The following is a 13,838-nucleotide window of genomic DNA, read 5'->3' as shown; positions in this document are numbered from 1 at the left end:
GTAGGAGATGGAATTTATTGACAGTTAAAAATCTCGCATGCTAGAATTTTGGTAAATGTTGGTAGGCGTTTGAATTCTATCATTCTCCCTCTTCCTTTCTCCGGACGTTATTACTGCACGGCAGTTTATACCCGACTGATAAAGTCTTCCGATATGAAGCGTTCTGCGCTTACATATAAACCGCCTGCGCGGTAATTTTATGGAGAAGGTGAGGAAGAGACACATGTTGAAAAAATGGTTTTTGTCACTCGCTATCGCAGGCTCGGCCCTATTAAGCGGGCTAGCCGGACAAGCGGAAGCGTCCGCGTCGGTACTGCCTGCAGCAACGCCGCCTGTCGTAAAGGGAGGTGAATTAACCTCTCCGACCGATTTCAAGTCCCAGCGCGACGCTCTGCCGGAATCCCGCAAGCCTCTTGAAGCTCCTCTGTCGCTGGATAAAGCGGCTCGCGGTCAAGGATTAACCGTGAACGTGAATGCCGCGCTTAACAACAATCCGAACAATGCGGCGCAAGTCGTAACGGGAGCCGTTTATGCGGATAAAATTACGGAAGCGGGCGGACAGCGGTGGTACGTCTTCCAAACGAACGCTCCGGGCAAACTGACCGCATATCTTCAAACGATTCCTTCCGCCTCCATTGATTACGATCTTCATTTATTCCGGTACGACCCGGCAACGAGCAGTTTGGTGGAGCAGGAGACTTCCTCCTACGGTCCTCAATCCAATGAGCAAATCAGCCGGATAGCACCCGCAGGTATTTACTTCCTGGCGGTTTCGGCCTACACGGGATTCGATGCCAATACGTCTTATTACTTTACGGTTGTAGAATCGGCATCCTACGATACCGCTGAGCCGGACGATAATATCTGGCATGCCCAGCAGAAAACAGATTCGTTTACGGTCAGCGGCCAGACGATCGACAACAGCCTGGACGCCGATTGGATCAAATATACCGTTACCGCCGCAAAATCCTTCCATATCAAACTGGCCAACAGCGCACCGGGCACAACCTATCAGCTGCAGATTTTCAACCAGAATTTAGGATCGCTCGGTACAGTGGACCAGAACAAAGATGTGGACGGCTCCCTGACCCCCGGCACCTACTATCTGCGGGTTGTATCCTTGAATTCGTATAACGCTTCTGTTCCGTATTCACTAACTTTCAGCGAGTACAAAGTTCCGACTTCGGTAGATATCGTAAGCATTAAATCGGAGCCGAATGTCGACGCCGGACAGCGTATCAATTACGGAGAAGGAAACAAATGGAGGATCCAAAATTACATGACCGTGACCGGTCTCGCCAAAGACGCTTCGGGAGCACCTGCTTTCAATGCTCCGATTACCGTCTATATACAAACCAAACTTAACAACAAAATTTATAGCGGAACGGGTACGACGAGCAGCAACGGAACCTTCAGCGTAACGATCAACGGAATACAGCCTGCCATCGGACAAAATTTGTTCTACGGCTACGCTTCAACCCACTATTACGATATTATCCCTCTTCTCGTATACTCCGGCGGAACACAACTGAACGCCAACGATAATTCGCTGTATCATTTCGCTTATTCCATTTACAGCCCTCATTGACTATTTCGCACGTAAAAAAGAGCCCGACCTCGTCGGGCTCTTCCGCATGCTCCCTAAAAAGGAGGCAGCTGATCCAGATTGTTCGACTTAACTCCGTCGGGCTCGCTGCGGAGAATATCCCGGCCGTACCGGTGAAACACGTCCACATGGGCCAAAGCGCCGGATTTGGCTTCGTTCAAGGCGGAGACATAATCGAGCTCGCGTCCGGAAGACGTTTTAACGGCAATAATGTCCCCGTCCTCGTTTTTGCGGACAGCCACGATCGATTCCAAACCGTCCGAAGCCGCGGCTTCCGTCTGCTCCTGAACGGCCTGCAGCTCTCCCTGCTGCTTGTAATTCTCGTAAATCGCTTCGAAATCGGTATTCGTCGGTCTTTCATTCATCGGAATCACCTCGGTTATAGCATGCCTGTTTTTACTTACTTTTAGGCTATGTTAAATCTAAATATTGTTATTTGATTATTACGAACAAATGTTCTAAAATATAGTTAATATCACTTGTGCAACGACCAGGTTTGCGTCCTCGTAGCCCGTGACCGTCAGAAGATGACCTACTCTGGCGTTCTTGGGCGTGGGCGCATTAAGACAACGAAGTTGGATAAAGCGATTGGTGGACATCTATCCGACTCAAACGTGCTTTGCACGGATTCGTGGAGGGCATTTAGCTCTTATGCGAATACAAAAGGTTTGGCTCATTACCGATTCAAATCCGATGGTAAACAACGTGTGAAAGGCGTATACCACATCCAAAACGTAAACAGCTACCACAGCCGCTTGAAGAAATGGATGGACCGCTTCAATGGTGTTGCAACCAAATATTCGCAACATTATTTGGCTTGGTTCCGTTTTTTTAGACAGCAAGGAATATGAAAATACCTCATCGAATAAAAAGTTTCGGCTGTCTGCTTATTCTTGTTAAGCTAACGGGCAGATTAACGCAACAATTCAATCGCTCCTGTCGTCTTTACCTAGTAATAAATCGATAAAAGGAAGATCATAGAGCCGAGTGGGACGTGCGGTTGCGCACATCGGTTTTTCGAAGATAAAGAGAGGACGAGCGGAACATGAATGTGGAAGTGTATACGTTAAATGCGTTTGCGAAAGGGGAGCGTGGCGGTAATCCAGCAGGCGTTGTCTTGGAGGATGGCCTTTCTCTGGATGCTGCCGAAATGCAGCTCATAGCGAAGGAATTGGGCCTTTCGGAGACGGCCTTTATGAAAAAATCCCTGCTTGCGGATTACAAAATCCGCTATTTCACCCCCGCCAGCGAAGTTGATCTGTGCGGACACGCCACGATTGCTGCGTTTGGACTAATGCATTCGCTGGGTTTGTCAAAGGAAGGGACCTCCTATTCGATAGAAACCAAGGCAGGGATTCTGGATGTCGATATTAGCTCCGAGGGTCTTGTTTATTTGTCACAGGCTTTACCACAATTTCTTGAAAGGATATCCTGTGAGGAAATCGCCCCATCTTTGGGGATGGATGCCGAGGATCTGGAAACCGGGTTGCCCATCCAGATTGTTTCGACGGGCCTGCGCGACATTATGATCCCGATCCGCAGCAGGAAGCTCTTGAATGAGGTTCAGCCAAATTTTGATGCCATAACCGCCATCAGCGAAAAATATGATGTGGTTGGATATCATCTGTTCACGATGGATACTCCAGACGATGCTGCAGCGGAATGCCGGAATTTTGCGCCGCTGTACGATATTCCCGAGGAGAGCGCGACAGGAACATCCAACGGTGCCCTGCTCAGCTATTTGTACCAACATGGCCAACGATCTTTGCGGGAAGTAGAGAATGTCATGTTCAGGCAAGGGTATTCGATGGATTGTCCTTCTGAAATCAAGGCAGGATTGCGCCTGAGCGAGAGCGGTGAAATCAATCAGGTTCGGGTCGGCGGTGCAGTGGCTGGCATTGAACGAAGACATATCATGATATAAGCGGAATCAAAAAGCCTGTTTGCAGCCACCGTACCATAGGGGGCAAACAGGCTTATTCTGCTACTGCGAGGCTAGATAGCAGAGGATGCTTGCGTAAGCAGACGGGTTAACAGTTCTTCATCCAACCTGTCGTTTTCCTTGATTTTGATCGTTTTGCGTTCCTCGAGGCCATCGAACAAGCCCCTCCCGCAATGCTAGGCCGTTTGCGTAGAAGATCGTGAACGACACGTAGTTGCATTGAACTAACGGGAGACGATAGCTCAATGAACCGCCTTATTCACTAAGGCGGTTTTCTTATGCTTAAAAATCAATATTAGAGTTTAACATAGCCTACTTTTATAAAAGGCGGCGGGCTGCGAAAAGGTTTTGCCCGATCTAACGGAACTGAAATACAGTACGGATAGTTATGCTTTCTTTTTATTCATCAGAGCGTGAATCGTATCGGAAACAGCTTTCTCATGAGGCGTCCAAATGATCGGGCCGATTTCCTTCTCATACTTCCGGCCGCTCAATACGAACGGTTCTTCGGTCAAGTAGAGCATTTCGACGACTTCCTTCATTACGGGGTTAAAAAGACCTGCCAGCGACAAGCTCATACGTCGGAGCGGGTATACCGCTTTCCGTTTGCCGCTGGCCCGCTGAGCGAGCTGAACGAGCTCTTTTCCCGACAAAAGTCCCGGTCCCGGAATGTGCCAGTTCTGACCCTCGGTACCGTCACGGCCGGCAATCTCGACAATCATCCTGGAGGCGTCCGGCAAGTACACATACTCCCGCGGAACGGTCATATTGCCGATAAAAATAGTCGGCTTCCCAGCGGCTATCGCTTCCATGGTTACGGAAAGATAAGAAGCCTGCGCGGAAGGACCGTAGTAATCGGGAAGCCGAACGATAAGCGGCTTCGCTCTCTTCCAGCGGGATGCGAAAATCATCTGCTCATACGCAAGCCTCACTTTGCCTTTACGCGTATGCGGCTGTTTGGGGTGATCCTCCTCCGCCTTCGCCGCGCCGGTTCTCCTGCCGTACGGATAAATTCCGTCCACCACGACAACTTTAATGGCCAGGTGCTCGGCCGCTTTCATAACGGCTTCGCCAAGAGGCAAAAGTCTCGATTCCATCTCGTGGTAAGGAATGTTCGCGCTGTGAAACAAAACATCGGGGCCTTCCGCGGCTTTGATAATATCGGCGGACTCGAAGGCATCTCCCTTTACCAGCTTGAGATGCGGGGGATTTCCCAGCTCCAGCTTCAGCTTTTCCAGTTTAGCGGCGGATCGGCCGAAAGCGACCGTTTCTATCCCTCTCTGGACCAGCTCCTCCGTAAGAGTCGTTCCCACTCCGCCTGTCGCACCCAATACAACCGCTTTTTTCATTAAAACCGCTCCTTTTATGTTATTGATTGACCAATTACTATCTGTTAAAAAAATTTTCCCGATGCCTGTTTTATTTTTTTAGCATCAGGTCCGGCAGCCCGATCGCCATCGACACATTGCACAGCATGCCTCTGGCCAGAAAATCCGATGTCCGCCGCTCCGCGTCTTCCATCTCCGCCTCTTCAAAAGCGTTCAACACAAGCCGTTTAATGCGGCTCATCCCCTCCTGCATCGTCTTCCGGACCGCTTCCTCCCGGATCGTCTGAGCCTGCATTTGAAGCAGGATTTCGCTCCCGTGAGCGACCAAAATGCCTTCGTACGCTTTAATGAAGCCTCTCTCCAGCGTATCGGGCGAAGCGGATTCCAGCACCTGCCGGAAAGCCGTTTCTATCCGCTGCCACGAAACTTCAAGAGCTTCAACGAGCAGCGACTCTTTGGTGAAAAAACGGTACACGTACGGCTGGGAAATAGCTGCGCGTTCGGCAACCTGTGCCGTAGTCGCCCGATAATAGCCGGTTTCCGCAAATACTTCGATAGCGGCCGATACGATATCGGTCCGGCGGCTCGCGGAGGACGTATTTTTTTTGACCATAGAGCTGGCTCCTTTCTTCTCAATTTCAGTTATTGATTGGCCAATCACTAATTTAGACCCATCATATGCCACTCCGTGCAAACTTGCAAGTATTTTTTAACAAAAAAAATCAGACTGCGGACAGTCTGACTCTCTTTTACATCGCGTTAGTTTGAAAAGGAAAGGAGTCCGCCCCCTTATTCTTCCGGCAAAAGCAGGCTGTGCTGACATACGGTTTGCAGATCTCTCCACGTCCGGTTAACCGGACTGTCTTCCATAGCCGCCGACAAACCCAGCAGCGAAAACAGCTCAAACGTACCGGTAAGCATGCTGCGTACGGCGCTCAGGCACTGTTCGGATACCTGCTTCTCATCAGCCTCGGACATGCTTCCATGCAGGACAAGCTCGTCCCATGAGCGCGTTATTGCCGAATAGAAAGCGGATTCGGTCCTGCTCAGAAGAGCCTCCTGCTCTTCCAGCTTCCTCTGAACGTTCGCTTTCCGCTCCTTCACGCGGATGTAGTCGCGGGCCGCTTCAGCGAAATGAGCGGCGATGCCTAGGGCAACCGCGGCAAAAGAAGCTTGGGCAAACGGGATAAACGGGTACCGGTAAATAAGCTCGTCTCCGTAGGCGTGCACTTCCGTGAAGAGAAACGTCATTCTGTCCGGGACGAACAGGTCCGCAACGGACATGCTGTGGCTTCCGGTCCCCTTGAGGCCGAATGTATTCCAGTCCCGGTGAATACGGACTTGATCCGGCGTGAAAATAAACGAACGGATTTCCGCGTTCTCTCCCCGTTCCGGCCCTTCAGGCTCAACTATACAGTTAGCGGTGAACATCGTGGCGTGGACGGCGCCGCTGCAGTATTTCCAGCGGCCGCTCACCAGATAACCGCCTTCGACCCGCTTGGCTGTACCGGTTGGCGCGCCGCTGCCCGCAACGACGGCTTTTTCACCGGTAAACAAGGACGCTCCGACTTCCGGCTTCATTAACGAAGCGAAAAAACCGCCGCCCGCTCCGATGGTCACCAGCCATCCGAAACTTCCGTCTGCCCGCGAGCATTCCCGGAAAATCCGGAGAGCGTCCGGAAGAGTAGTCATGCGGCCGTTCAAATCGTCCGGGACGAACAGTTTAAACCATCTGTTTTGATAAATGAGGTTAAGCAGTTCTTCGGTAAGAGCTCCCTCCGACTCCATGCCTGGCGATTGTTCTCTGATCCGCTGTACTTCCTCTGGGGTGAATATCATAGATACCGCTTCCTTTTGGTTGGTTTTGAATGGACTTTTTTGGTTTTTAAGCTCTATGTATTTTAACACGGGATGGCGCATCGTTCACGGCGATTTGCTGACGGTCGCTTTTATAAAGCCTGTAAAGAATGGCTATAAAGGAACTGTCCCTCGGAAGGCGGCAGCGGTTGTGATAAAGTAACTATATCTTAGCAGAGGAGGCGTTACGTGTGGTGGATTTTATCCGGGTCAGATCTTTGCACATCTAAGGATGGTGTCAAAGACTCTGTGTGTTGTGTGCAGAGGACTACGGGATAGGTCTGTCATTTTACAGGTAACCCTCGGACGGTTAAACGAAGAGGTGCATCCATAGACCCTATATATCCGCAGGGCAGGAAATCCGCGCGATTTCTGTGCCTGGTCCTCTTGTATCTTCAGCACGGGAAATATTCTTGTGCTGTTTTTTATTTTGTATCGAGAGGATGATTAGTTTGGAACGACAAAAACAAAAAGCGATACTTATCGGGATTCATCCGGGTAACCGTACGGATTTCGGCTATTTTATGGAGGAACTCGCTAATCTGGCCGCCGCGGCCGGGATCGAAGAAGCCGGCATGCTGACCCAAAAGCTGGCCCGCAGCAATCCTTCCCACTATATCGGGAAAGGGAAGATCGAAGAGCTGCTCGAACTTATCGAAACGCACGGTGCCGATCTCGTCATCTGCAACGACGAACTCACCCCTTCCCAGCTCCGCAATCTGGAAGCCGCCTTGAACCGGACCGTGATGGACCGGACGGCCTTGATTCTCGCGATTTTCGCGGAGAGAGCCCGTACTAGAGAAGCCCAGCTTCAAGTCGAGGTTGCCCGGCTCCACTATATGCTCCCCCGCCTGGTCGGTTTGCGCGAGTCGCTCGGACGGCAGGGCGGCGGTTCGGGGCTTAAGAACAGAGGCGCCGGGGAAACGAAGCTGGAGCTTGACCGCCGCAGAATCGAAGAGCGGATCGTCATGCTTCAAAAGGAGCTGGAGCAGCTCGTCAGCCATCGCCAAACCCAGCGCAAGAAACGCCGCAAGACCGAAGTTCCCGTCGTCTGTCTCGTCGGCTATACGAATGCGGGCAAATCCAGTCTGATGAACGCCATGATGGAGGCGCACAATCCCGGCCCCGGCAAGCAGGTTATGGCGGAAGACCGGCTGTTCGCCACGCTGGAGACGTCGGTGCGCAGCATTCGGCTGCAGGACGGCAGATCGTTCCTGCTGACCGACACGGTCGGATTTGTCAGCCAGCTTCCCCACCATCTCGTTAAAGCGTTCCGCTCTACGCTGGAAGAAGTTGCGGAAGCGGATTTGCTGCTTCACGTCGTCGATAGTTCCAGCCCGGTGTATGAGCGGCAGATGGCGGTAACGGAGGAAACGCTCAAGGAGCTTGGAGCCGATCATATCCCCAAGCTGCTCGTGTACAACAAGGCGGACCTGTCCTCTCTTGAGTTTCCTTGCGCGGATAACGGCAATGTCGTGATTTCCGCCAAACGAAGAGCCGGAATCTCCGAATTGACGGAGCAGATCCGGAAGCGTGTCTTCCGGCACGAGGTTCGGTGCGAGCTGCTCGTTCCTTACGACCAGAGCCATGTGGCCGCTTATTTCAATGAATTCGCCCGCGTCCGGTCTATCCGCTACGAGGCGGACGGCGCACGGCTTACCGTGGAATGTCCGGAATCCGTTCTGGAACGCTACCGCGGTTCCTACATTCCGCTTTCGGAAGGCCAGGCTTACCCGGGCCATTAAACCGATTGCTTTTAGCAGGTTCGACTCTCGAAATGAACGAAATAAGATCCCCCTCGTTGTCCGCCTGACGCGGCAGCGGGGGGATCTTTTCTTTATAGCCTGACGGGGTCCCATAGAAAAAAGCCTCTCTGATTCAGAGAGGCTTTACAGTGCCGGCCAGCACGGCTGATGCCGGTTAAATGAACGTGGTAACCAGTAGAAATAAATTTAGTAAAATAACGATTGCGGCGATGATCCAGCCGAGAAACGTCGTCCATCGCTGATTGACGAGGCCTCCCATAATCGAGCGGTTGCTCGTAAACAGCAGAAGGGGCACCAACGCGAAGGCGATGCCGAACGATAACACAACTTGGCTCATAATAAGCGCTCTGGTCGCGTCGATTCCCATAATGATAATTACCAGCGGAGGAATGGTCGTAATGGCGCGGCGCAGATATAAATTAATCCGTTTGTTGATAAAGCCCTGCATGACCACGTCCCCGGCTAACGTTCCGACGGATGCGCTGGAAAGACCCGCGATCAAGAGGGCCAGACCGAACGATACGGCGGATACCGGACCGGCCAGCTCGTAAAACTTGTGGAACGCTTCGTCCAGCTCCTCCACACCGAGCCCGTTTTTGAAAAACAAGGCGGCGGATATAATGACCATCGCCATGTTCACCGCGCCCGCGATCACCATCGCCAGAACGATATCGATAAATTCAAGTTTGAAAATCCGTTTTTTCTCCTGCTCGTTCTTGCCGACAATCCGTTTCTGAGTCAAAGACGAGTGCAAATAAATGGCATGCGGCATAACAGTTGCCCCCAGCATACCCGCCGCGAGCAAAATGCTGTCGACCCCCTGGAATTTCGGGGTGAAAATACCGGCGGCGACCGCCCCCGCATCCGGCTGTGCGTTGATCACCTGAAGCGCAAAGGAGCAGACGACAATCAAGATCATGCCGGCTATTCCGGCCTCCAGGGATCTGTACCCCCGCCGCTGCAGTTCAAGGATGGCGAAGGAGCCTACCGCCGTAATCAGCGCGGCCGGCAGCATCGGAATGCCGAACAGCAGATACAGGCCCAAGGCCGCGCCTATGAATTCGGCCAGATCCGTCGCGATGATGACCAGCTCGCTCTGAATCCACAAGAAGATCGAGACCGGCTTCGGAAACCGCTCGCGCGCGACTTCCGGCAGGTTCATCCCTGTCGCAATGCCGAGTTTCGCCGATAAAGCCTGAATAAGAACCGCCATCAGATTCGAGACGGCAATTACCCAGAGCAGCATATAGCCGTATTTAGAACCCGCCGTAATATTGGTTGCAAAATTTCCGGGGTCCAGATAAGCGACCGCGGCGATAAAAGCCGGCCCCAGAAAAGGAAGCAATCGTTTAAGTCCCTTCACGTCCCCGCTCAAAACGGATTCTGCGGTAAGAGGTGTTCGTTTAAATTTCGTGATGTCCTGTTCAGCCATGGTACTCACCTCTTGCCTAAAAGTTACCTGCGTGCATAAATGTTTCTCGCACGCAAAATATTAACTCGATTATAGTCCCTTCTCTTCCGCTTGTAAACCATCAAACATATCTAGGAGACCCGACTTTCACCTATTCTCTGAACTATTGTATGTAATTATTACGTCAGGGCGCCGTTTCCTAATCGTCTTTAACCTTTTCTTTAGAGAGAAAAACGAAATCCGCAAATAATTCCATTAGATGGGTATATAAATACTTTAGTTTGTATGATTAAGACCTTATTTGTTTGATTATTCGGCAGAAAACGTAAATAAACAGAGAAGGGAGAGGATACAATGAGAAGAAAATGGATGAGGAGTTCCGTCAGCGCTATTCTCGGAGGCACGCTCCTTTTCGGTTCATTGGCCGCGTTTTCCCCTGCCACAACCTATGCGGCGGCGGACAAAACCCGCTACAAGAGCTTTTTCAACGCAGCCGAAGAGGGCCCCATCATCCCCGGTCTGAAAAGCGACAAGAAATGGGTTCCTCAAGGTCTCGCCCTATGGACCAGCAAAAAATGGATTATCGCGTCCCAGTATTCCGGCAACGATACCGAAGCGAGCAGCATTTCGATCACCGACAAAACGACCGGAAAACGCTTAAAAACCTTTTATCTATATGAAAGCGGCGGCAAAAAGCATACAGGGCATGTCGGCGGATTAGCCGTGAGCGGCCGTTACTTGTGGGCGACCTCGGGGAAAAACGCGTTTCGTATTCCGCTCACCTCCCTGACCGGTCTTCCCGATTACAGCAAAATCGTGATGAAAAAATATACCCTTTCTCATCAGGCATCCTATGCAACGTTCTCGGAAGGTGTGCTCTGGATCGGCACCTACACGAAGGGGGCCACCTGCACAACGACCGGGCCGCAAGGAACGGTGTACGGGTACCGCCTGTCGGCTAACGAAGATCTCGCTTCAAAAGCCGATTACACGTGGAAAACCCCTGATCGTGTCCAGGGCATGGCACTGACGAAGGACAAGGTTATGTACAGCCAGTCCTGCGGCAGGAACAACGACAGCAAACTGCTCATTCACAAGCGCGGATCGGGCGGCGCGAAAATAAGCCAGTTGACGATGCCTCCGATGTCGGAAGGAATCAGCTTCTATGGAACGGATCTGTACGTCAATTTCGAATCCGGGTCCAAAATTTACGACGGTCGGGACCGGCTGTATAACTTTTATTACCTGGACACCATAAAATTCAAATGACGCGGCGGATGTTTCTCTTTTAGCCAAAAGCCAAAAGACCCTGCAAGGGTTTAAGCCTTTGCAGGGTCTTTCTGCGCGCACTTATACCGGCGGGATAACCGACACCCGGTTTCTGCCTTCGTTTTTCGCTTTCTGCAGCGCATGTTCCGCCGCGTAGACGAGATCGTCCGGACCGCTCCCCGGCTCCGGATAAGCCGATGCCACGCCCAGACTGACGGTGAGGTAATCACCGCTGTCGCTGTGAGTCTGCGGGATTTTCATGGAGAGGACGCCGAGCCGGATCTGTTCCGCCAAATCGACGGCCTTCTCAATCGCAGCTTCCAGCCGGAGGACGAACGTCCCTCCGCTGTACCGGGCGATCACCGCTTCGTTCGGCTTGCCGATCGCAACGAGGATGTCCGACATCCACTGCAGGCAGGTGTCTCCTCCCTGATAGCCGTACAAAGCGTTGTAGGCTTTGAAATGGTCGATGTCCATCAGAATCAGGGAAACCGGCGATCCTGCACCTGCGGCGCGCTTCCACTCCTTCTCCAGATTCTCGTCGAAGAAGCGGCGGTTGGGCATTTCGGTCAGGGAGTCCGTGTTAATAAACGTCTGCAGCTGGTTGCTGACTTCCGAGAACAGCTCTTTCTCCCCTTCCTCTCTGCGCCGCGCGATAGCAAACAAGGAAGGCTTACCGTCGTACACGACGCTCGCCATGGTAATCTCAAGCTGCAGCTCCCCTCCCGTGACGGTTACGTATCGGCCGCTCATCGAAAACAACGAAAGCGCCGAGGTGTCCAGATCCGCCATTTTTTGCTGCAGAACCGGAAGAAAATCGGGATGGACGAATTCCGCCACCGCTTTGCCGATCAGCTCTTCCGGGTTGGCGGCTTGAAGAAGCTCCACGCTCTGTTCATTGCAGTAAACGATACGCTTGTCCGTGATCGTGAAGAAGGCAACGGGGGAAAGCTCCATAAGCTGCAAATACCTTTTCTCGTTTTCCTTAAGAATGCGGGAATTTTGCTGAGCCTGTTCCTCCGCCTGCCTCATCTGGTTTTCCGTCTGCTTGAGCACGATGGATTTCAGATCGGATAACTGCCGCAGCTCCTGGATTTTCCATGGCAGAGACGACGATTCGACAACCTGTCTCCATTTCTCGAACGATTTGCGCGGCGACAGCCGGACACCGTCGTTCTCCCTAAGCACGGCCTTGGAAGGGTCTCCCGCCCAGTTGACGACTTGCACGACTTCGGGCCGGAACCAGATCACATAATCTTTGCCGTCCGGCGACAGGGCCAGATAAAGCGCCCCGGAGGCGCTTTTCTTGTATGCGGCCGCAGGCGGATGCTCCTGACTGAGCCTCGATGTATGATATTCGTAATCGTCGGCTTGTCTGGACATCCAGAACGCCAGTTCCCGTATTTGTTCTTTTTCCGGCGCGCTGCCGAATATAGCCAGCTTATCCTTGTAGCAGACGGCGACCCCGGAGGCGTTCATTACCCGAAGAAGCGATTTTTCCTCCAGTTTAAGCTGCTCTATGACGCGATTCGCGCTGGTATTTCCGATAAAAATATTGGAAATCCGGTTCGCCATCGTCTTCAGTTCGATTTCGGTCTGATAGTCGTCGAGCTGCTGTCTTTGATAGAGTTCACTGGAGAAGAAGAAACCCAGGAAGTTGCACAGATTGCGGACCCGATGCGTGATATATTTCGGTGAATAGTGGTGGCAGGTAACCAGGCCCCACAGCTTGTTGTCATGAATAAGCGAGATCGTTGTCGTCGCTCCCACTCCCATGTTCTGCAAATATTCGATGTGCAGAGGGGATACGCTCCGCAGAACGGATAAGCTGAGATTAAGCGGTCTGCCTGTAGCGGGATGAAGCGTGGGAACAATTTCGACCGGCTTGTAATACACATCGACGATCATCCTCAACCAGTTTCTCAAATACAGCTCCCGGGCCTGCTTGGGGATGTCGGATGCGGGATAGTGATGGCCCAAAAACGGTTCCAGCCCCTCTTCTTTCGCTTCCGCGATCACCTTGCCGTTCCATTCCTCGTCGAATTCGTACACCATCACCCGGTCGTAGCCCAGCATCTCCTTGATCTGTTCCGCCGCCATCTGGCTGGCTTCCACCCGGTTGCCCGCGCCCTTCATTTTGCAGAAGAACGTTTGGATCCATTGGTAATCCAGAGAGTTCGTCTCTTCCTTATCGGACGCAGGTTCGAGTTCAAGAATAAGCAGATCTTCGCTTTCATGCATAATCCCGTAAAAGGAGACGGCTTCGCCCCCGACTTCAATGCTGATATTCATATAATGAAGCTTGGAAGGATCGAACGTCCGGTTTCCGAGTTCTTTCTGCAAAGCGGCAAGCTGCGCCTTACCCACAACCTCTTCCAGCGGTCGTCCCAGAAGCTCCTCCGTAGTGCGGCCCAACAAGAGATCGACATTCCGGCTGCATTGGACGATTAAGGGCTGCTCCGTCGTGTTGGTAACGGCAAGAAGGACACCGTGCGGCTGAATAAGGCCGGGAATATGAATAGGCTCCTTGTCACAATTGGTCAGGTCAATCTCTTCATCCAGGGAGGCAAAATTCCCTTCCGTTAAAAGAGTCCGGTTCAGAACCTCCGGATCTTTCGCGTTGCTTCTATCCGCCATAAAGGCATCCGCCCCTTATTTT

10 protein-coding genes and 1 pseudogene are annotated in these 13,838 nt (G+C 52.1%); 5 read left to right on the top strand and 6 right to left on the bottom strand.

Annotated features, from left to right (window positions below; translation table 11 throughout):
• Positions 1-223: 223 nt before the first annotated feature.
• Complete coding sequence (locus tag HMPREF1207_RS26280) at positions 224-1,588, top strand: Ig-like domain-containing protein (protein ID WP_009673845.1); 1,365 nt, start codon at positions 224-226, stop codon at positions 1,586-1,588.
• 53 nt (positions 1,589-1,641) lie between these two features.
• On the opposite strand, the gene HMPREF1207_RS26275 is transcribed toward HMPREF1207_RS26280, so the two are convergent.
• Positions 1,642-1,971 carry a DUF3892 domain-containing protein gene (locus tag HMPREF1207_RS26275; RefSeq protein ID WP_009673560.1) on the bottom strand — a complete coding sequence of 110 codons (330 nt, stop codon included), beginning with the start codon at positions 1,969-1,971 and terminating at the stop codon, positions 1,642-1,644.
• A 114-nt stretch (positions 1,972-2,085) separates the two neighbouring features.
• Here HMPREF1207_RS26275 and HMPREF1207_RS28960 point away from each other — a divergent pair.
• Positions 2,086-2,573: pseudogene (locus HMPREF1207_RS28960) on the top strand (IS1595 family transposase); the annotation flags it as partial.
• 78 nt (positions 2,574-2,651) lie between these two features.
• Entirely contained in the window at positions 2,652-3,530 is an 879-nt protein-coding gene (locus tag HMPREF1207_RS26270) for a PhzF family phenazine biosynthesis protein (protein ID WP_009673755.1), read from the top strand.
• A 404-nt stretch (positions 3,531-3,934) separates the two neighbouring features.
• On the opposite strand, the gene HMPREF1207_RS26265 is transcribed toward HMPREF1207_RS26270, so the two are convergent.
• The 3 genes from HMPREF1207_RS26265 to HMPREF1207_RS26255 form a co-directional block, all read right to left on the bottom strand.
• Positions 3,935-4,897, bottom strand: a complete 963-nt coding sequence (locus tag HMPREF1207_RS26265) for an SDR family NAD(P)-dependent oxidoreductase (protein ID WP_009673692.1) — start codon at positions 4,895-4,897, stop codon at positions 3,935-3,937.
• A gap of 70 nt (positions 4,898-4,967) precedes the next feature.
• Complete coding sequence (locus HMPREF1207_RS26260) at positions 4,968-5,489, bottom strand: TetR/AcrR family transcriptional regulator (protein WP_009673775.1); 522 nt, start codon at positions 5,487-5,489, stop codon at positions 4,968-4,970.
• 176 nt (positions 5,490-5,665) lie between these two features.
• Positions 5,666-6,715 (bottom strand): hypothetical protein, encoded by a 1,050-nt coding sequence (locus tag HMPREF1207_RS26255; RefSeq protein WP_016424160.1) that lies wholly within the window; start codon positions 6,713-6,715, stop codon positions 5,666-5,668.
• 470 nt (positions 6,716-7,185) lie between these two features.
• On the opposite strand from HMPREF1207_RS26255, the gene hflX reads away from it, so the two are divergent.
• The gene (gene hflX, locus HMPREF1207_RS26250; RefSeq protein ID WP_009673822.1) at positions 7,186-8,478 is read left to right on the top strand and encodes a GTPase HflX; all 1,293 of its coding nucleotides are present in this window, start codon (positions 7,186-7,188) and stop codon (positions 8,476-8,478) included.
• A gap of 175 nt (positions 8,479-8,653) precedes the next feature.
• On the opposite strand, the gene HMPREF1207_RS26245 is transcribed toward hflX, so the two are convergent.
• Positions 8,654-9,931 (bottom strand): Nramp family divalent metal transporter, encoded by a 1,278-nt coding sequence (locus HMPREF1207_RS26245; RefSeq protein ID WP_009673738.1) that lies wholly within the window; start codon positions 9,929-9,931, stop codon positions 8,654-8,656.
• Between the two features lie 333 nt (positions 9,932-10,264).
• Between HMPREF1207_RS26245 and HMPREF1207_RS26240 the strand changes: the two genes are divergently transcribed.
• Positions 10,265-11,179: a hypothetical protein gene (locus tag HMPREF1207_RS26240; RefSeq protein WP_009673730.1), complete on the top strand. Its 915-nt coding sequence runs from the start codon at positions 10,265-10,267 to the stop codon at positions 11,177-11,179.
• 81 nt (positions 11,180-11,260) lie between these two features.
• Here the strand turns inward: HMPREF1207_RS26240 and HMPREF1207_RS26235 are convergent, their stop codons facing one another.
• Complete coding sequence (locus HMPREF1207_RS26235; RefSeq protein ID WP_009673597.1) at positions 11,261-13,816, bottom strand: diguanylate cyclase domain-containing protein; 2,556 nt, start codon at positions 13,814-13,816, stop codon at positions 11,261-11,263.
• Positions 13,817-13,838 lie beyond the last annotated feature (22 nt).

The organism is Paenibacillus sp. HGH0039 (assembly GCF_000411255.1).
GTDB lineage: Bacteria > Bacillota > Bacilli > Paenibacillales > NBRC-103111 > Paenibacillus_F.
The sequence above is the reverse complement of the archived record's forward strand: the minus strand, read 5'-3'. Positions and strand labels throughout refer to the sequence as shown.

Coding starts and splice junctions, on each gene's coding strand:
- HMPREF1207_RS26280 (WP_009673845.1), top strand. CDS start 224: ATGTTGAAAAAATGGTTTTTGTCACTCGCTATCGCAGGCTCGGCCCTA.
- HMPREF1207_RS26275 (WP_009673560.1), bottom strand. CDS start 1,971: ATGAATGAAAGACCGACGAATACCGATTTCGAAGCGATTTACGAGAAT.
- HMPREF1207_RS26270 (WP_009673755.1), top strand. CDS start 2,652: ATGAATGTGGAAGTGTATACGTTAAATGCGTTTGCGAAAGGGGAGCGT.
- HMPREF1207_RS26265 (WP_009673692.1), bottom strand. CDS start 4,897: ATGAAAAAAGCGGTTGTATTGGGTGCGACAGGCGGAGTGGGAACGACT.
- HMPREF1207_RS26260 (WP_009673775.1), bottom strand. CDS start 5,489: ATGGTCAAAAAAAATACGTCCTCCGCGAGCCGCCGGACCGATATCGTA.
- HMPREF1207_RS26255 (WP_016424160.1), bottom strand. CDS start 6,715: ATGATATTCACCCCAGAGGAAGTACAGCGGATCAGAGAACAATCGCCA.
- HMPREF1207_RS26245 (WP_009673738.1), bottom strand. CDS start 9,931: ATGGCTGAACAGGACATCACGAAATTTAAACGAACACCTCTTACCGCA.
- HMPREF1207_RS26240 (WP_009673730.1), top strand. CDS start 10,265: ATGAGAAGAAAATGGATGAGGAGTTCCGTCAGCGCTATTCTCGGAGGC.
- HMPREF1207_RS26235 (WP_009673597.1), bottom strand. CDS start 13,816: ATGGCGGATAGAAGCAACGCGAAAGATCCGGAGGTTCTGAACCGGACT.